The 18,204-nt window shown below is 71.4% G+C and carries 14 protein-coding genes; 4 read left to right on the plus strand and 10 right to left on the minus strand.

Annotated elements, in window-relative coordinates:
• Window positions 1-91: 91 nt before the first annotated feature.
• Window positions 92-577 carry an SRPBCC family protein gene (locus ACRAKI_RS31875; RefSeq protein ID WP_447004196.1) on the minus strand — a complete coding sequence of 162 codons (486 nt, stop codon included), beginning with the start codon at window positions 575-577 and terminating at the stop codon, window positions 92-94.
• Window positions 574-939, minus strand: coding sequence for an ArsR/SmtB family transcription factor (locus tag ACRAKI_RS31880; RefSeq protein ID WP_447004197.1), 366 nt, complete (start codon window positions 937-939; stop codon window positions 574-576). Before ACRAKI_RS31880 ends, ACRAKI_RS31875 begins: the two co-directional genes overlap by 4 nt.
• 361 nt (window positions 940-1,300) lie before the next feature.
• Here ACRAKI_RS31880 and ACRAKI_RS31885 point away from each other — a divergent pair, with 361 nt between their 5' ends.
• On the plus strand, window positions 1,301-5,029 hold the full coding sequence (locus ACRAKI_RS31885) for a multifunctional oxoglutarate decarboxylase/oxoglutarate dehydrogenase thiamine pyrophosphate-binding subunit/dihydrolipoyllysine-residue succinyltransferase subunit (protein ID WP_447004198.1): 3,729 nt from the start codon (window positions 1,301-1,303) through the stop codon (window positions 5,027-5,029).
• Between the two features lie 71 nt (window positions 5,030-5,100).
• Window positions 5,101-5,280 (plus strand): DUF6104 family protein, encoded by a 180-nt coding sequence (locus ACRAKI_RS31890; RefSeq protein WP_447004199.1) that lies wholly within the window; start codon window positions 5,101-5,103, stop codon window positions 5,278-5,280.
• A 237-nt stretch (window positions 5,281-5,517) separates the two neighbouring features.
• Here the strand turns inward: ACRAKI_RS31890 and ACRAKI_RS31895 are convergent, their stop codons facing one another.
• The gene (locus tag ACRAKI_RS31895) at window positions 5,518-6,441 is read right to left on the minus strand and encodes a LysR family transcriptional regulator (protein ID WP_447004200.1); all 924 of its coding nucleotides are present in this window, start codon (window positions 6,439-6,441) and stop codon (window positions 5,518-5,520) included.
• Window positions 6,442-6,512: 71 nt separating this feature from the next.
• Here ACRAKI_RS31895 and ACRAKI_RS31900 point away from each other — a divergent pair, with 71 nt between their 5' ends.
• Window positions 6,513-7,400: a dihydrodipicolinate synthase family protein gene (locus ACRAKI_RS31900; protein ID WP_447004201.1), complete on the plus strand. Its 888-nt coding sequence runs from the start codon at window positions 6,513-6,515 to the stop codon at window positions 7,398-7,400.
• On the opposite strand, the gene hutI is transcribed toward ACRAKI_RS31900, so the two are convergent.
• The 6 genes from hutI to ACRAKI_RS31930 all read right to left on the minus strand — a co-directional run bounded on the left by hutI (window position 7,360) and on the right by ACRAKI_RS31930 (window position 15,340).
• Window positions 7,360-8,508: an imidazolonepropionase gene (gene hutI, locus ACRAKI_RS31905; RefSeq protein WP_447004202.1), complete on the minus strand. Its 1,149-nt coding sequence runs from the start codon at window positions 8,506-8,508 to the stop codon at window positions 7,360-7,362. The genes ACRAKI_RS31900 and hutI overlap by 41 nt on opposite strands.
• A gap of 328 nt (window positions 8,509-8,836) precedes the next feature.
• Window positions 8,837-10,108: a formimidoylglutamate deiminase gene (locus ACRAKI_RS31910; protein ID WP_447004203.1), complete on the minus strand. Its 1,272-nt coding sequence runs from the start codon at window positions 10,106-10,108 to the stop codon at window positions 8,837-8,839.
• A complete protein-coding gene (locus ACRAKI_RS31915) occupies window positions 10,105-11,283 on the minus strand; it encodes an allantoate amidohydrolase (RefSeq protein ID WP_447004204.1) in 1,179 nt (392 codons plus the stop codon). Before ACRAKI_RS31915 ends, ACRAKI_RS31910 begins: the two co-directional genes overlap by 4 nt.
• Window positions 11,276-12,919, minus strand: coding sequence for a urocanate hydratase (gene hutU / locus ACRAKI_RS31920; RefSeq protein WP_447004205.1), 1,644 nt, complete (start codon window positions 12,917-12,919; stop codon window positions 11,276-11,278). The genes ACRAKI_RS31915 and hutU overlap by 8 nt, the downstream gene beginning before the upstream one ends.
• Window positions 12,919-14,421: a histidine ammonia-lyase gene (hutH, locus tag ACRAKI_RS31925; RefSeq protein WP_447004206.1), complete on the minus strand. Its 1,503-nt coding sequence runs from the start codon at window positions 14,419-14,421 to the stop codon at window positions 12,919-12,921. Before hutH ends, hutU begins: the two co-directional genes overlap by 1 nt.
• Window positions 14,422-14,650: 229 nt before the next feature.
• A complete protein-coding gene (locus tag ACRAKI_RS31930) occupies window positions 14,651-15,340 on the minus strand; it encodes a hypothetical protein (RefSeq protein WP_447004207.1) in 690 nt (229 codons plus the stop codon).
• Window positions 15,341-15,428: 88 nt separating this feature from the next.
• Here ACRAKI_RS31930 and ACRAKI_RS31935 point away from each other — a divergent pair, with 88 nt between their 5' ends.
• A complete protein-coding gene (locus ACRAKI_RS31935; RefSeq protein WP_447004208.1) occupies window positions 15,429-16,199 on the plus strand; it encodes an IclR family transcriptional regulator in 771 nt (256 codons plus the stop codon).
• A gap of 88 nt (window positions 16,200-16,287) precedes the next feature.
• On the opposite strand, the gene ACRAKI_RS31940 is transcribed toward ACRAKI_RS31935, so the two are convergent.
• Entirely contained in the window at window positions 16,288-18,054 is a 1,767-nt protein-coding gene (locus ACRAKI_RS31940; RefSeq protein WP_447004209.1) for a cellulose-binding domain-containing protein, read from the minus strand.
• Window positions 18,055-18,204: the final 150 nt, after the last annotated feature.

An 18,204-nucleotide genomic window follows, 5' to 3' on the forward strand; every position in this document is an offset into this window, starting at 1 on the left:
GTCCGGGCGCAGTCATCCGGGCGCAGTCATCCGGGCGCAATCGTCCGGGCTGCCCCGCAGCCGGTGTGGTCTGCGGGGCGCGGAGGAGAGCTCAGGCCTCGGCGAGCAGGTCGTCCAGCTGCTCGTACCCCTCGACCACGCCGGTCTCCATCCCGCCGGCCATCGCCGCGTCCCGACCCTCGGTCGTCTCGAACACGCTGACCGCGTGCAAGCGGGTCCGACCGCCGCCCAGGTCCTCGAACGTCAACGTCTCCAGGCAGACGCCATCCGGGTAACCCTCGAAGGTGAAGGTCTGCACGATCCGCTCGCTCGGCCGCACCTCGTGGAACGAGCCGAAGAACCGGTACTCCTCGTCCCCGCGGGTGTGCGCGTACCGGTACGCGCCGCCGGTCGTCGGGTCCCACCGGTCGACCCGCATCGTCACCGAGCGCGGACCCAGCCACTTCACCACCAGCTCGGCGTCGACGTGCGCCCGGAACACCGCGTCCGCCGGCGCGTCGAACTCCCGGATGATGTGGATGGTCGGCAGGGCCGGGTCGGCGCTGATCGTCGTCTCGGGGTGCGTGGTCGTGGTCATGATGCTTCTCCTTCGATGCGCGTCTTCACTTGATCGGGTCCTTCGACCGCCATCTCGGCCAACACGGCGTCCAGCCGCTGGTAGCGCTGCTCCGCCTCCAGCCGATAGCGCTCGATCCACTTCGTCATCAGGTCGAACACCTCCGCTTCCAGGTGGACGGGCCGCCGCTGCGCCTGCTTGCTGCGACTGACGAGCCCGGCGTCCTCCAGGACCTTGAGGTGCTTCGACACGGCCTGCACGGTCACGGCGTACGGCTCGGCCAACTCGTTCACGGTCGCGTCGCCCACCGCCAGCCGCGCCACCATGTCGCGCCGGATCGGGTCGGCCAGAGCCGAGAAGACCCGCGACAACCGGTCGTCCACCGCTTCGCCCCCTTACTCAACCGCTCGGTTGAACACAACCGTACGAAGCGGCCGGCAACATGTCAACCGAAAAGTTGAACACGCAGGTCAGCGGCGCGAGTTCAGCCCGCTGAAACCCTCACGACCACCCACCTGCGGCAGTGCGCACAACTACTCCAGATCGAAGCCGACCGAGACGTGCGCGGGGCTCAACCTCAAGTCATGCTCAAGCACCCATAACGGGACCGGCGACCTGATCGATCCTGTGAGGGAACACTCCTTGCCCGCCCCCTCCTGTGTGTGAACTGCACCAGACGGGGGACTAGCCTGACCATGAGTGAGTCATTACCAAGAGCGAGATGGATAGAGGCGAGCGCCAGCCGTGTCCAGCAGCAGTCCTGCTTCGCAGTTCGGCCCCAATGAGTGGCTGGTCGAGGAGATGTACGAGCAGTTCCTCGCCGATCCGTCGTCGGTAGACCCGGCCTGGCACGACTTCTTCGCCGACTACAAGTCGACGCAGCGGTCGGGCAACGGGGCCGCGACGACGGCCGCGGAGAACGGCACCACGACCGCCACCAAGCCGGCCCCGGCCCAGCAGGCCCCGCAGCAGCCGAACAGGTCGGCGCCCGCCGCATCGACCCCCGCTCAGCAGCCGCAGCAGGCCCAGCAGCCCCCGGCGACACCGTCGAAGACCGCGGCTCCGGCCCAGAAGCCCGCGAGCAAGCCCGCTCCCGCCGAGGCCGCCAAGGCCGCGCCGGTGCAGCCGGCCCAGGGCAAGGAGCAGAAGCAGCTCCGCGGCGCCTCCGCCGCCATCGCGAAGAACATGGAGCTGTCGCTCACCGTTCCGACCGCGACGAGCGTGCGCGCCGTGCCCGCGAAGCTGCTGGCCGACAACCGCATCGTGATCAACAACCACCTCAAGCGCACCCGCGGTGGGAAGGTCTCCTTCACTCACCTGATCGGGTACGCGGTGGTCCGGGCGCTGCGCGCCTACCCGAACATGAACCGGCACTTCGCCGACGTCGACGGCAAGCCGTTCGTGGTCACCCCCGAGCACGTGAACTTCGGCCTGGCGATCGACCTGCCCGGCAAGGACGGTTCGCGCACGCTCGTCGTCGCGTCCATCAAGGGCTGCGAGAACATGACGTTCACGCAGTTCTGGCAGGCCTACGAGGACCTGATCCGCAAGGCGCGGTCGGGCTCGCTGACCAACGACGACTTCTCCGGCACCACCATCTCGCTGACCAACCCGGGCACGATCGGCACGAACCACTCGGTGCCGCGGCTCCAGGCCGGTCAGGGCGCCATCATCGGCGTCGGCGCGATGGAGTACCCGGCGCACTTCCAGGGCACCAGCGAGCAGGCCCTCACGGACATGGGCGTCAGCAAGATCATCACGCTGACCTCCACGTACGACCACCGCATCATCCAGGGTGCCGAGTCGGGCGAGTTCCTGCGCCGCATCCACCAGCTCCTCCTCGGCGAGGACGGCTTCTACGACGACGTGTTCACGTCGCTGCGGCTGCCGTACGAGCCGATCCGCTGGGTCGCCGACATCCCCGAGGGCGCGGTCGACAAGACGGCCCGCGTCATCGAGCTGATCGACGCGTTCCGCACCCGCGGCCACCTGATGGCCGACACGGACCCGCTGAACTACCGGCAGCGCAGCCACCAGGACCTCGACGTCCTGTCGCACGGCCTGACCCTGTGGGACCTCGACCGGGAGTTCCCGGTCGGCGGGTTCGCGGGCCAGGAGCGGATGCGGCTGCGCGACATCCTGGGCGTGCTGCGCAACTCGTACTGCCGCACCGTCGGCGTCGAGTACATGCACATCCTCGACCCGGAGGAGCGCCTCTGGATCCAGGAGCGCGTCGAGGTGCCGCACGAGAAGCCGCCGGCCACCGTGCAGAAGTACATCCTGTCGAAGCTCAACGCCGCCGAGGCGTTCGAGACCTTCCTCCAGACCAAGTACGTCGGCCAGAAGCGGTTCTCGCTCGAAGGCGGCGAGACGGTCATCCCGCTGCTGGACGCGGTGCTGGACAAGGCCGCCGAGCACGAGATCGACGAGGTCGTCATCGGCATGCCGCACCGCGGCCGGCTGAACGTGCTGGCGAACATCGTCGGCAAGCCGATCTCGCAGATCTTCCGCGAGTTCGAGGGCAACCTCGACCCCGGTCAGGCGCACGGCTCCGGTGACGTCAAGTACCACCTGGGCGCCGAGGGCAAGTACTTCCGGATGTTCGGCGACGGCGAGACGAAGGTGTCGCTGACCGCGAACCCGTCGCACCTCGAAGCCGTGGACCCGGTGCTCGAAGGCATCGTCCGGGCCAAGCAGGACATGCTGGACAAGGGCGGCGAGGGCTTCACCGTGCTGCCGGTCGCGCTGCACGGCGACGCCGCGTTCGCGGGCCAGGGCGTGGTAGCCGAGACGCTGAACCTGGCGCTCGTGCGCGGCTACCGCACCGGCGGCACCGTGCACGTGGTGGTCAACAACCAGGTCGGCTTCACCACCGCGCCGGAGCACTCGCGCTCGTCGAAGTACTCGACCGACGTGGCGAAGATGATCGGCTCGCCGGTGTTCCACGTGAACGGCGACGACCCGGAGGCGTGCTACTGGGTCGCCAAGCTGGCCGTGGACTACCGGCAGCGGTTCAACAAGGACGTCGTGATCGACATGGTGTGCTACCGCCGCCGCGGTCACAACGAGGGCGACGACCCGTCGATGACCCAGCCGGCGATGTACGACGTGATCGACACCAAGCGCTCGGTGCGCAAGACCTACACCGAGTCCCTGATCGGCCGCGGTGACATCTCCGTCGAAGAGGCCGAGAAGGCGCTGCAGGACTTCTCGTCGCAGCTGGAGCACGTGTTCAACGAGGTCAGGGAGCTGGAGAAGCACCCGATCAAGACCTCGCCGTCGATCGAGCAGGAACAGCAGATCCCGGCCAAGCTGCCCACCGGGATCGACCGGTCGATCATCGAGAAGATCGCCGACGCGCACGTGAACCTGCCCGAGGGCTTCACCCCGCACCCGCGGGTGAAGCCGGTGCTGGAGCGGCGCGCGAAGATGGCCCGCGAGGGTGGCATCGACTGGGCGTTCGCCGAGCTGCTGGCGTTCGGGTCGCTGGTGCTGGAGGGCCGCACGGTCCGCCTCGCCGGTCAGGACTCGCGACGCGGCACGTTCGTGCAGCGGCACGCCACGCTGGTGGACCGCAAGAGGTCCGAGGAGTACACGCCGCTGCAGAACCTGGCCGAGAACCAGGGCAAGTTCATGGTGTACGACTCGGTGCTGTCCGAGTTCGCGGCGCTGGGCTTCGAGTACGGGTACTCGGTGGCCAACCCGGACGCGCTGGTGCTGTGGGAAGCGCAGTTCGGCGACTTCGTCAACGGCGCGCAGCCGATCATCGACGAGTTCATCTCGTCCGGTGAGGCGAAGTGGGGCCAGCTGTCCGACGTGGTGCTGCTGCTGCCGCACGGCCACGAGGGCCAGGGCCCGGACCACACGTCCGGTCGGATCGAGCGGTTCCTCCAGCTGTGCGCGGAGGGCTCGATGACGATCGCGGTGCCGTCCACGCCGGCGAACTACTTCCACCTGCTGCGGCGGCACGCGCTGGACGGCGTGAACCGGCCGCTGGTGGTGTTCACGCCGAAGTCGATGCTCCGCCTGAAGACCGCGACCAGCCCGGTCGAGGACTTCGTGGAGCACCGGTTCAAGTCGGTGATCGACGACGAGACCGGGTTGGACCAGGGCGCGGTGCGCAAGGTCCTGCTGTGCAGCGGCAAGATCTACTACGAGCTGGCCGCCGAGCAGGAGAAGCGTGCCGCCAAGGACGTCGCCGTGCTGCGGGTGGAACAGCTCTACCCGGTGCCCGCGCGCAAGCTGACCGAGGCCCTGGACCGCTACCCGAACGCCACCGAGGTCCGCTGGGTCCAGGAGGAGCCGGCGAACCAGGGCGCGTGGCCGTTCTTCGGGCTGGCGCTGCCGGAGCTGCTGCCGGAGCGGTTCGCCGTGAAGCGCGTCTCGCGCCGTCCGATGGCCGCGCCGTCGGCGGGTTCGTCCAAGGTGCACGAGGTCGAGCAGCGCGAACTGATCGCGAAGGCGTTCGAGTAGGACCTGATGGGTTGCGCCGAGCCGTCGAGACCTCCGGGTCTCGACGGCTCGGCCGTTCGTGGAGGAAGACCGTGTACTTCACCGATCGTGGCATCGAGGAACTGGAATCCCGCCGGGGCGAGGAGGAGGTGAGCTTCGCCTGGCTGGCCGACAAGCTGCGCGCCTTCGTCGACGCCAACCCCGACTTCGAGACCGCTGTCGAGCGGCTGGCCACCTACCTGGCCCGGGACGACGAGGACTTCGAGGACTGAGCCGCCGGGGCGCTCGGCATGGTCCGGGCGACACCGGTCGACCCTCGACGTCCGGCTCAGCCAGCGCGTCGGCTCCGGCTACGGGTACGGGTACGTCAAGTGCACCGGCGGTCGCCGCGAGCGCTCTCAACAGCAGCGACGGCGGCTCGGTCCACGACGAGCGCGAGATCGAGGTCGTCAACCCGTGACGCGGCGGGGTGGGCGCTCCGATCCGGCGAGCCCACCCCCGGTCGTGGTTCAGGAACCCAGGTACGCGCTGGTCGACGACTCCAGCGCGGCCACGCACGCGGCGACGACGGGATGCGCTCCGGCACCACGCCGGTAGGCGATGCGGGTGCGCCGGTGGACGTCGAGCGGGAGCAGCCGGACGTCCTCGGGCGGGTGCGTCGCACCGAGTTCCGGCACCAGGGCGACCCCCTGGCCCGCCGCGACCAGGGCGAGCACGGCGGTGAAGTCGTCGGCGTGATGGCGCACCCTGGGCGTGTAGCCGGCCGTCTGGCAGACCCTCATCGCCACGGTGTGGCAGAGGGTGCCGGGGCTGCCGACGATCCACGCGGCCTCCCGTGCGCCCTCGATCGGATCGGCTGCCGCGTCGCCTGTCGTCTCGCCTGCCGCGTCGGGCCACGTGTCCGCGGGCACGGCGAGGAACACCGTTTCGTCCAGCAACCGCACCGAGTCCACGCCGGGGTCGCGCTCGACGGGTGCGGTGTCGTAGTCGTGCCACAGCGCCACGTCGAGACGACGATCGCGCAGCGCGTCCGGCATGTCCACGGGATCCAGCTCGGTGACCATGAGGTCGAGCGTCGGGTGGTCTCGCCCCAGCGCGACCAGTGCCGCCGGCAGCAGCGTGGGCACGGCGCTGGGGAACGCGCCGATGCGCACGGTCCCGGACAGGCCCGTGCGAGCGGCGGCCAACGTGGCGGTCGCGGCTTCGAGGGCGGCGAGGACGGTCTCGGCGTGCTGGACCAGCGCCGTGCCGGCGGGCGTGAGGCTGACGCTCCGGCCCGTGTGCTCCAGCAGCGGCACGCCCGCTTCCCGTTGCAGCGCCGTGAGCTGCTGGGACACGGCGGACGGCGTGTAGGCGTGAGCCTGGGCCACCGCCGCGATCGTGCCCAGGCGGGCCAGGTCGCGCAGGAGTCGCAGGCGTCGGACGTCGAGCATCAGTTCAGCTTACGGTTCTCTTGAGAAATGCGCGCTGGTCCTTCACGGTTCGAGCGGGCAAGGTGCGAGTCATGACGCTCTCCGGTTTGTACGTCCCGCTGGTCACGCCGTTCGACCGCTCCGGAGCGGTGGCCCTGGACGCGCTCGAAGCCCTCGCCGACGAGGTCCTGGACGCCGGTGCGCGCGGGCTGGTCGCGCTGGGCACCACGGCGGAGGTCTCGTCGCTGACCACAGCCGAGCAGCAGACGGTGATCGACGTGACGGCCCGCGTGTGCCGAGCGCGCCAGGCCCAGCTGGTGGTCGGCGCGAACACCCCGCAGGCGCTCCAGGCGCTGGGCGATCGGGACGTCGTGGCGGCGCTGAGCGTGGTGCCGCCGTTCGTCCGGCCTGGCGAGGAGGGCGTCCTCGCCTACTTCACCCGGCTCGCCGCCGACAGCCCCGTACCGCTGGTCGTCTACGACATCCCGCACCGGACGGGCCAGTACCTGTCGGCGAGCACCCTGCGTCGCCTGGCCGCCGTGCCCGGTGTGGTGGGCCTGAAGTACTCGCCGGGCGGGATCAACGCCGACACCATCGCGCTGTTCGCCGACGAGCCGTCCGACCTGGCGATCCTCGGCGGCGACGACGCGTTCATCTCGCCCTTGCTGGCGCTGGGGGCCGACGGTGGAATCCTCGCCAGCTCCCACCTGGCCACCGGCGAGTTCGTCCGGCTGATCGAGGCTTGGCACACCGGCGACGTCACCACGGCACGCCGGATCGGCGGGCGGCTGGGGGTCCTGTCGGCCGCGCTGTTCGCCGAGCCGAACCCCACCGTGACCAAGGCCGTCCTGCACGCCCGGGGCCGGATCCCGACCCCGGACGTCCGCCTACCGCTCCTGCCCGCTCACCCGGACTCCACGTCGGTGGCCTTGGACGCCCTCAGCTCTGCCGAACGCCCGCTCGCCACACAGCGTGGGTGAGCGGCACGCCCGGTCGGTAGGCGAGGTGGGTGGTCGAGGGCGCGTCGAGCACGTGGACGTCCGCCCTCGCGCCCGGTGACAGGTGGCCGACATCGGTGCGCCGCAGCGCTTTCGCGCCGTTCAGGGTGGCGGCGGTGACGGCTTCCTCGATGGTCATGCGCATCTGGAGCACGGCCGTGGTGATGCAGTAGGCCATCGACGTGGTGTAGGAGCTGCCGGGGTTGCAGTTGCTGGCCAGGGCGACCGTTGCGCCGGCGTCGAGGAGCCGACGGGCGGGCGGGAGCGCCTGGCGGGTCGACAGGTCGCACGCCGGGAGCAGGGTGGCGACGGTGGACGAGGTCGCCAGCGCGTCGACGTCGGCGGCGGACAGGTAGGTGCAGTGGTCGACGCTGGCCGCGCCCGACTCCACCGCCAGCCGGACGCCCGGACCTTCGCCCAGCTGGTTGCCGTGCACGCGCAGGCCCAGTCCCTTGGCCCGTGCGGCTTCGAGGACGGCCCGCGACTGGTCCTCGTCGAACGCGCCCTGCTCGCAGAACACGTCCGCCCACCGCACGTGCGGCGCGACCGCGTCCAGCATGTCGCCGATCACCAGCGTCACGTACGCGTCCGGGTCGGTGCCCGGCGGCACCAGGTGGGCGCCCAGGAAGGTGACCTCGTCGGCGTGCCGGGCGGCGATTCGAGCCGACCGCACCTCGTCTTCGACGGTCAGCCCGTAGCCGGTCTTGGTCTCGATCGTGGTCGTGCCCTGGGCGACGGCTTCGGCGACGTGCCGACGCAGGGTCGCGGCGAGTTCGTCGTCGGACGCGGCGCGCGTGGCGCCGACCGTGATCGCGATTCCGCCTGCCGCGTACGCCTGACCGGCCATGCGGGCTTCGAACTCGGCGGTCCGGTCACCCGCGAACAGCAGGTGGGTGTGGCTGTCCACCCAACCGGGCAGGACGGCCCGCCCTTCCACGTCGACCCGTGAGTCGGCGGCGGGGGCGGAGGACGCGGGGCCGGCCCACTCGACCCGGTCGTCGGTGAGGACGAGTGCGGCATCGGTGAGGCGACCCAGCTCGGGGTCGTTCGTGGTCAACTCACCGATACCGGTGATGAGGGTGCTGCTCACGGGCGCACCAACCGCTGCCGGGCACGGGCGGGGAACAGGAGGCCGACACCTCGGCGCTCCGAGTCCCGCGCTCCGACGCCCTTCGTCCGTGCTCGGCGATGACCTGCTCGATCAGGGCAGTCCGGCGGCCGAGTCGTCCGCACCGAGCGCTCGGCCGAGCAAGTGGTCGACCGGGGGTCCAGCCCGCCAAGTCCACCAGCGTGATGGCTCCGGTCCGCCCGCCGTGCGCGCCAACGCTTCTCGGCACGCGGGCACGGCTGGGTTCGCGGCAGGCCGGGCACGTCGATGAGCGACACCTCTCGGACCTCTTCCCCTCCCGTCACCCCGATCACGCGAGCACGTCCGTCAGCAGCCGTGCGACGTCGCCCAACTGCTCGTGCACGCCGTCACGTGCCACCACCTTGCCGCCGACCACCACCACCGCCACGTCCGAAGCGGTCGCGGAGAGGATCAGTTGCTCGGGGGCCGTTCCGGCGGTCCGGAAGGAGTTCGTCCGAACGGCCACGAAGTCGGCCGGGGCGCCCGCCTCGATCCGACCGGCCTCGGGCCAGCCGATCGACGCGTGGTTCGTCAGCGCTCCGACGAGTTCCGCCGGCGTGAAGCGACCGCGTTGCCCGCTGCGCAAGCGCTCGTTGTGCTCCAACGCCCGCGCCTCCAGCAACGGGTCGATCACCGCGTGCTGGTCGCTCCCCAACGACAACGACACCCCGGCGTCCGCCAGCTCACGCGCCGGACCGATCCCGTCCGCCAAGTCCGCCTCCGTCGTCGGGCAGAAGCACGCCCCGGTCCGCGTCGCGCCCAGCAGGCCGATGTCCTTCGCGGACAAGTGCGTCCCGTGCACGGCCGTCGTCCGCGGCGTCAGCGCACCGGCCTCGGCCAGCAACTCCGTCGGGGTCACCCCGTACGCCTCCAGGCAGGCCCGGTTCTCGGCCGGCTGCTCGGACAGGTGGACGTGCAGCGGCCGATCGGGGAACGCGCCCGCGACCAGCGCCAACGCCTCGCGCGGCACGGCGCGCACGGAGTGGATCGCCGCGCCGATCCTGGTGTTCTCGTCGCCGCGCAGCTCGGCCACCCGATCCAGCCACCGGTCCCCGGTCCCGTCCGAGAACCGCTCCTGCACCCCCCGCACCGGCTGACCGATCCCACCCGCCAGGTAACAGGCGTCCAGCAGGGTGAGCCGGATCCCGGCGTCGCGAGCGGCCTGGCGCAGGGCCTCGGCCATCTCGTTCCCGCCGTTGTGCAGGTAGTGGAACTCCCCCACCGCCGTCACCCCGGACACGGCCATCTCCGCGTACACGGCGGTGGCCAGCCTGAGGTAGGAGTCGGGCGTCAGGCGCTCCGCCACCGCGTACATCCGGTCACGCCACGTCCAGAACGTGCCGCCCTCCGAATGCGTGCGTCCGCGCAACGCCCGGTGGAACGCGTGCGAGTGCGCGTTGGCGAAACCGGGGAACACCATGCCGTAGAGGCGTTCCACGCCCAACGGGACCGTGTCGACGACGGACACCGACGCGATGACACCGTCCTTGTCCACGCGCACCAGCACCCGCGACGCGATGCCGTCCGGCAGCCAGACCCGCTCGCACCAGTACCCCTTCATCGCGCCAGGTGCTCCAACGTCGTCGCCAGCGCCACGACACCCGCCGCGCAGTCGTCCGACTCGGCGAACTCCTCCGGCGCGTGGCTGATCCCGGTCGGGTTGCGCACGAACAACATGGCCGTCGGCACGTGCGCGGCCAGGATCCCGGCGTCGTGACCGGCTCCCGTCGGCAGGGCCGGGGTGTCCTCGCCGAGGGCGCCGCGGATGTCGGACATGAGGCCGGGGTCGAAGTGCACCGTCCCGCCCCAGCTCTCCTCCGTCACCCGCACCGCGCAGCCCTCGTCCTCCGCCGCCGCACGTGCCGCCGACGTGATCCGGTCGACCACCTCACGGGTGCGCGGCTCGTCCTCGGCGCGAGCGTCCAGCCAGACGTCCACGGACGACGGGATCACGTTCGTCCCGCCGGGGTTCGGCACGAGCCGGCCGACCGTCGCACGGGCACCGGAAGTGGCCGCGCGGCGCGCCGCCAGCACCGTCTGCGCCGCGGGCAGCATCGGGTCGCGGCGGTCCTCGATCAACGTCGCACCGGCGTGGTTGCCCTCACCGGTGAACGTGTACCGCCACCGACCGTGGGCGAGGATCGAGTCGGCCAGGCCCACCGGGACGTCCAAGCCGCGCCCCTGCTCGACGTGCAGCTCGACGAAGGCGCCGATGGACGACAGCGCGCGGTCGTCCCGGCCCATCCGCAACGGGTCGAAGCCCGACGCGTGGGCCGCTTCGCCGAACGTGACGCCGTCCGCGTCGGTCAGTTTGGCGGCGACCTCCGGCGCGATCGCACCGGTCATCAAGCGGGAGCCGAGGCAGGCCACGCCGAAGCGCCCACCCTCCTCCTCCACGAACACCACGATCGCCAACGGCTTCGCCGGCGTGACACCGCGCGCCCGCAACGAGTCCACCGCTTGCAGCGCCGACACCACGCCCAACGGCCCGTCGAACGCCCCACCGCCCGGCACCGAGTCCAGGTGGCTCCCGGTGATCACCGCGCCGGGCCCCGGCTTCCCCCACCACGCCCAGATGTTGCCGTTGCGGTCGGGCCGGACGTCGAGCCCCCGGCGGGTCGCCTCCTCGGTGAACCAGGCGCGCAGTTCCAGCTCCACCCTGTCGAAGCCGTGCCGGGAGTAGCCGCCCCGCTTGCGGTCGCGTCCGACGTCGGCGATGTCCTGGAGGTCAGTCATCGCTGCTCATCGGGATCGGGACGTTCTTCTCGACGGCGACGTCGACGGCCCGCTGGTACCCGGCGTCGACGTGCCGGATCACGCCCATCGCCGGGTCGTTGGTCAGCACCCGTTCGATCTTCTGCGCCGCCAGCGCGGTGCCGTCCGCGACCGTCACCTGGCCGGCGTGGATGGACCGGCCGATGCCGACGCCGCCGCCGTGGTGCAGGGACACCCAGGTGGCGCCGGAAGCGGTGTTGACCAGGGCGTTCAGCAACGGCCAGTCGGCGATCGCGTCGGAGCCGTCGGCCATCGCCTCGGTCTCCCGGTACGGGGACGCCACCGATCCGCAGTCCAGGTGGTCGCGGCCGATGACGATCGGCGCGGACAGCTCGCCGGACGCCACCATCTCGTTGAACTTGAGCCCCGCGAGGTGGCGTTCGCCGTAACCGAGCCAGCAGATGCGGGCGGGCAGGCCCTGGAACTCGACGCGTTCACCGGCCATCTTGATCCAGCGCGCCAACTGCTCGTTCTCCGGGAACAGCTCCAGGATCGCCCGGTCGGTCGCGGCGATGTCGGCCGGGTCGCCGGAGAGCGCGGCCCAGCGGAACGGGCCCTTGCCCTCGCAGAACAGCGGCCGGATGTAGGCGGGGACGAAACCCGGGAACTCGAACGCCCGGTCGTAGCCACCGGTCTTGGCCTCGCCGCGGATGGAGTTGCCGTAGTCGAACACCTCCGCGCCGCGGTCCATGAAGCCCACCATCGCCTCGACGTGGTCGGCCATCGACTCTCGGGCCCGGTCGGTGAACTCGTCCGGCTTGGCGGCGGCGTAGTCGGCCCAGTCCTCCACCGCGACGCCCCTGGGGCAGTACGCGAGCGGGTCGTGCGCTGAGGTCTGGTCGGTGACGATGTCCACCGGCACCTCGCGGCGCAGCAGCTCGGGCAGCACCTCGGCGGCGTTGCCGATCAGGCCCACGGACAGCGCCCGGCCTTCGGACTTCGCCTTCAGCACCCGCGCGATGGCGTCGTCGATGTCGTCCGCGATCTCGTCCAGGTAGCGGGTCTCCACCCGGCGGCGGGCGCGCTGCGGGTCCACCTCGACGCACAGGGCCACACCCTCGTTCATGGTGACCGCAAGCGGTTGCGCGCCGCCCATGCCCCCCAGCCCGGCGGTGACCGTGAGCGTGCCGCGCAGCGTGCCGTTGAACCTCTTGGTGGCGACGGCGGCGAACGTCTCGAAGGTGCCCTGGAGGATGCCCTGGGTGCCGATGTAGATCCACGAGCCGGCCGTCATCTGGCCGTACATGGTCAGGCCCTCGGCTTCGAGGCGGCGGAACTCGGGCCAGTTCGCCCAGTCCGGCACGAGGTTCGAGTTGGCGATCAGCACGCGCGGCGCCCACTCGTGGGTGCGCATGACGCCGACAGGGCGGCCGGACTGGACGAGCAGGGTCTCGTCGTCCTTCAGGTTCGTCAGCTCGCGGGTGATGGCGTGGAAGCTCGGCCAGTCGCGGGCGGCCTTGCCGGTGCCGCCGTAGACGACCAGGTCGTCGGGACGCTCGGCGACGTCCGGGTCGAGGTTGTTGTGGAACATCCGCAGGGCGGCCTCGGTCGGCCAGCTGCGGGCGGTGAGGTCGGTGCCTCGGGCGGCGCGCACCATCAGAGGGCTCCGTTCCGGATCAGTTCTTCGGCGGCGGCGATCTCGGGCGCGAGGTGGCGGTCCGGGCCGGGGCCCTCGACGTGCTCGCGGAGCTTCTCGACGGCCGCCGCGGTGGCGGGGGCGGGCTTGAGCGGTTTGCGCAGGTCCAGGGCACGGGCGGCGGTCAGCAGCTCGATCGCGAGGACGCGCCGCAGGCCGTCGACGGACTGGCGCAGCTTGCGTGCGGCGGACCAACCCATGGAGACGTGGTCCTCCTGCATGGCGCTGCTCGGGATCGAGTCGACCGACGCGGGCGCGGCCAGCCGCTTCAGCTCGCTGACGATCGCGGCCTGGGTGTACTGGGCGATCATGTGGCCGGAGTCGACGCCCGGGTCGTGCGCCAGGAACGGGGGCAGGCCGTGCGAGCGGTTCACGTCGAGCATCCGGTCCGTGCGGCGCTCGGCGATGCTCGCCACGTCGGCGGTCGGGATGGCCAGGAAGTCCAGCACGTAGGCGATCGGCGCGCCGTGGAAGTTGCCGTTCGACTCGACCCGGCCGTCGGCCAGCACCACCGGGTTGTCGATGGACGACGCCAGCTCGCGGTCGGCGACCGTCTCGGCGTAGGCGACGGTGTCACGGGCCGCGCCGTGCACCTGCGGTGAGCAGCGCAGCGAGTAGGCGTCCTGGACGCGCGTGCAGTCCGGGCCGCGGTGGCTCGCCATGATCTCGGAGTCGCGCAGGATCTCCGCCATCCGCTGCGCCGAACGCCCCTGGCCGGGGTGCGGGCGCAGGGCCTGGAGGTCGGCGGCGAACACGCGGTCCGTGCCGAGCAGGGCTTCCACGCTCATCGCGGCGGTCAGGTCGGCGACGTCCAGCAGGTGGTGCAGGTCCTTGATGGCGAGGATGAGCATGCCGAGCATGCCGTCCGTGCCGTTGATCAGCGCCAGCCCCTCCTTCTCGGCCAGGCGGACGGGCTGGATGCCCGCCTCGGCGAGGGCCTGCGCGGCCGGGACCAGGGCGCCGTCCGCGTCGTGCACGTCGCCCTCGCCGGTGAGGGCCAGGGCGGCGGCGGACAGCGGGGCCAGGTCGCCCGAGCAGCCGAGCGAGCCGAACTCGTGCACGACCGGGGTGATGCCCGCGTTCAGCATCGCGGCCATCGCCTCGGCCGTCTCCAGCCGGATGCCGGTGTGACCGCTGGTCAGGGTCTTGAGGCGGAGCAGGACGAGGGCGCGGACCACCTCGCGCTCGACCGCGGGGCCCGCGCCCGCCGCGTGCGAGCGGACCAGGGACTGCTGGAGGGCGGCACGGCGGTCCGGCGGGATGTGCCGCACGGCCAGCGCGCCGAACCCCGTGGAGATGCCGTAGGTGGGCTTCTCGGCGGTGGCCAGGCGTTCGATGTGCGCCCTGGCGGTGGTGACCGCCTCGCGCGCCGCGTCCGTGATCTCCACGCGCGCGTCGCCTCGGGCCACGGCGTGGACGTCATCGCGGGTCAGGGGTTTCGGACCCAGCTGCACGGGTTGCATGCACCCATCTCAACCCGGCAGCCGGATCCGCACGACCCGACGTCCGCCGATCGTGTCTGGTATCCCAGACCATGTCGGGTTGGGGGTGTGCGTCGGCGCGACGTGGTTCGCGGCGACGGTGGCGGCGGGGGCGAGCTTCAACCGCATGGTCCGCCGGGGGCGGCGTGACGGGACGGTCGAACTCGGCGCGTGAGGTGGGCACACCCCCGGTTCACCCCACCACGTCACGTCAGCCCGTCAGCCAGGCCGGGGCGGTGTCGACCGTGACGGCCTCGGCCACCGCGATCAGCTCCTGCGCCGACGCGAGGGTCGGGCCCCGACCGAAGACCAGCAGGTGCAGGTTCCGGCCGAGGTCGACGCGCAGGTAGCCGCCCCGCGCACCCAGGTACTCGGCGGACGCGCCGCGAGCGGTGACGGCGACCGGCTCGACGCGCGTGGAGCCGGTGTTCACGACGAAGCTGCCCAGGTTCGCCCCGTAGGAGGTCCCGTTGACCTCGCCGGTCGTGGACAATTGCCGGCCCTGGTCGGTCACCTGGGCCTGGTGGGCGACCGCGCCGCCGATCGACACGGGGCCGCGCACCGACGTCGGGTCCGGTTGCAGCGACTCGGCGATCCGGATGGCGTCGCCGCGCGCCTCCACCGCGTTCGACAGGACCAGTTGGAGGTAGCGGTCCGGTGCGGGGTTGAGGATGACCTTCGCGTCCGGCGGCGTCCCGTCCGGCCCCTCGTCCTCGTCGGGCCCGGGCGTGCCGCTCTTCGTCGGATCCACCACCAGGGCGGCCCTGCCGTTGATCGTCGCCTTGTCGGCCGCGGAACAGGAGGCGATCTGCCGGCGCAGCGCGTCCTGTCCCTGCGCGTCCTTGGGCACCAGCAGCTCGAAGCTCGGCGCGTGCACGTACCCGCTGCTGTGCTTCCACACGCGCTGGGTGCTCCCGGCCTCGTCCACGGACCGGTGCCGTCATGACCCTCCAATGCGCCCCGGCCCGGTTCTGTCGAGAATGGGTTCCGTGGGAGGCAGCAGCGAGGTGCCGGCGTTGCGCCGAGGGCTCGCGGTGCTGCGCCTGCTGGCCGGCAGGCCCGGTCCCGTGTCTGCGGCGGCGGTGGCGCGCGAGCTGTCCCTGCCCAGGTCGACGACGTACCACCTGCTGGCGGAGCTGACGGCGGCAGGCTTCGCGACCCACTTCCCAGAGGAGCGACGCTACGGGCTGGGTGTGGCGGCGTTCGAACTCGGCTCGGCGTACCTGCGGCACGACCCGCTGGAACGGCTGGCGCGGCCGTTGCTGCGGCGGTTGGTCGACTCGGTGGGGCGGACGGCCCACCTCGGTGTGCTGCACGGCTCGGAGGCGCTCTACCTGGTGCGGGAGCAGCCTCGCCAGCCGACGACGATCGTGTCGGACGTGGGCGTGCGGCTGCCGGCGCACCTGACCGCTTCGGGGCGGGCCATGTTGGCGCGGCTGCCGGCGGCGCAGGTGCGGGCGTTGGTGCCGGGCACGTTCGTGGACCGGACCGGGCGGGGGCCGCGGAACCTGCCCGCGTTGCGGCGGTTGCTGGCGGTGGAACGGCGGCGCGGGTGGTCGGTGGAGGACGGGTACGTGACGGCCGGGTTCGCGTCGGTGGCGGCGCCGGTCTTCGACCACGGCGAACGGCCGATCGCGGCGATCACGGTGACGTTCCGGCACGTCTGCGAGGTGGAGTGCGGCGAGACGTGGCCGGAGCTGGCGGTGGAGATCCGACGTGCGGCGGACGAGCTGACCGCGCGGATCGGCGGCCGGGGCTGAGCGCGGTGCGACCGAACGGGTGGGAACCCGCGGACGGGCCGCGGGTTCCCACCCGGGACGGTCGGGTCGGACGGTCGGGTCGGGACGGTCAGTTCGGCGCGTGGATCTGGTCGGCGGCGTTCGCCGCGTAGTCCCTCGTGGCGCCGCGCACGAACATCTGCACCGGCGCGTGGTTGCCCGAGAAGTGCTGCTGGATCGAGCCGGTGAACGGTGCGGTCGACGCGTTGCGGCCGTACACGTCGGTGTAGACGGTGGCCGGCCCGGTGTTGCGGACGGTGAACCCACCCGGCCGGAACTCGCGCAGCGTCCCCTTGAACGGCGAGCGCGGGTCGTCCCACGCCACCCGCTGTCCGGTCTGCTGCGTGATCCGGCGGACGGTGTCGCAGTAGTCGCCGCGGATGCCGTCGTAGCAGAGGTCGACCTGGCGGGCGAGCCGGTTCGGCTTCGAGGCGTCGTAGTAGCGGCTGGGGTTGAGCACGTAGAACAGCGGCTGGATGGTGAACGTCAGCTGCGAGGTGGTGACGGAGACGTTCGAGAACCAGAACTCGTGCAAGTCGTTGGTGTCGAACGGGACCTCAGTGCCGGTGATCACCTCGAAGTGCGTCTTGCCCTCCCGGATCGCCTGCACGCAGCTCGCGTCGGTGATGAGGCGGCCGAGCGAGCGGGTGTCCGACGGCGAGTCCGCGGGCACGGCCGGGCCCACGGTGGTGAACTTGTTGTTGAACGGCCCGGGGCAGTCCGTGGCGCCGAAACCGCCCGGCCGGCCGCTGGGGATCAAGGCGGTGAACCGCGCTTCGCTGATCTGGCCGTTGTCGTTGTGCGAGCAGCGGTTGTAGTAGATCAGCTCGTGCGCGTTGTTGGTGAACGCGTCGGGCGAGTGGGTGCCCTGGTGGAACTTCAGCAGGACGTCGCACACGGCGGTCGTGGCGCCGCTCGGCGGGAAGAAGCTGGTGCCGTCGTCACCCTGCTTGACGTTGGAGTTGTTGACCGCGAGGACCTTGTGGCCGACGTGGTCCTCGTGCCGGTGCGCGCCACCGGGGTTGGCCGCCATCATCACTTCGCTGGTGTAGCCGAAGGGCGCCCACTTCGCGGTGGCGAAGAGGTCCGACGTGCGCGGGTCGTCGCCGTGCTCGTGCCCGAAGGCGCAGCCGCTCGCGTCACGCGGCGGGTGCCAGGTCGGGTAGACCTTGCCGTCCGGCCCGTAGGTCCAGTACCGCGCGTGGACCTCGCGCGAGCACTCGTTGGCGCGCGGGGTGTAGCCGTTCCCGTTGGCCGACACGACGATGTCGTAGGCCATGCTGGTCTGCGCGTCCGCCGGCGGCAGCGACCTGCCCCAGGCGGGGTTGTCGCTCGGCGGGACGGACGTGGTCGACGTCGGGGTGGTGGTCGACGTCGGGGTCGACGTCGTGGACCCACCGGACGTCGTCGTGGTGGTCGTCGACGGTGCGCCCGTGCAGGTGGTGCCGTTGAGGGCGAAGGAAGTCGGCGCGGGGTTGCTGCCGTTCCACGAGCCGTTGAAGCCGAACGACGCGGTGGCGCCGGTCGCCAGGCTGCCGTTGTAGGTGGCGTTGCGGGCGGTGACCTGGCTGCCGCTCTGCGACGTGGTGGCGCTCCACGCCTGGGAGACCTGCTGGCCCGAGGCGAAGCTCCACGTCAAGGTCCACGACGAGACCGGGTCACCCAGGTTGGTGACGGTCACGTTCGCGGTGAAGCCGCCCTGCCACTGCGACGGGACGGCGTACGTGACGGAACACCCGGTGGTGGCGGCCTGCGCCACGACCACCCCGCTGCCGGCGATCGCCGCGGCGACTGCCGCGACCGCTAAGAATCGTGACCGGTGTCGACGAATGTGCATTCTGCCCTCCACAAGAGGAATGGCGGCGGAATGGCGGTTCCGGACCGGAAGAGGCCGAGGACGGCGATGCGCACAGTGTTCGACCGACCGCGATCGGTTGTCAACGATTCTCGTAACGTTGCGAAAATGCCCGAGGGCCGGGGTGAGCAC

Source organism: Saccharothrix isguenensis (genome assembly GCF_052936305.1).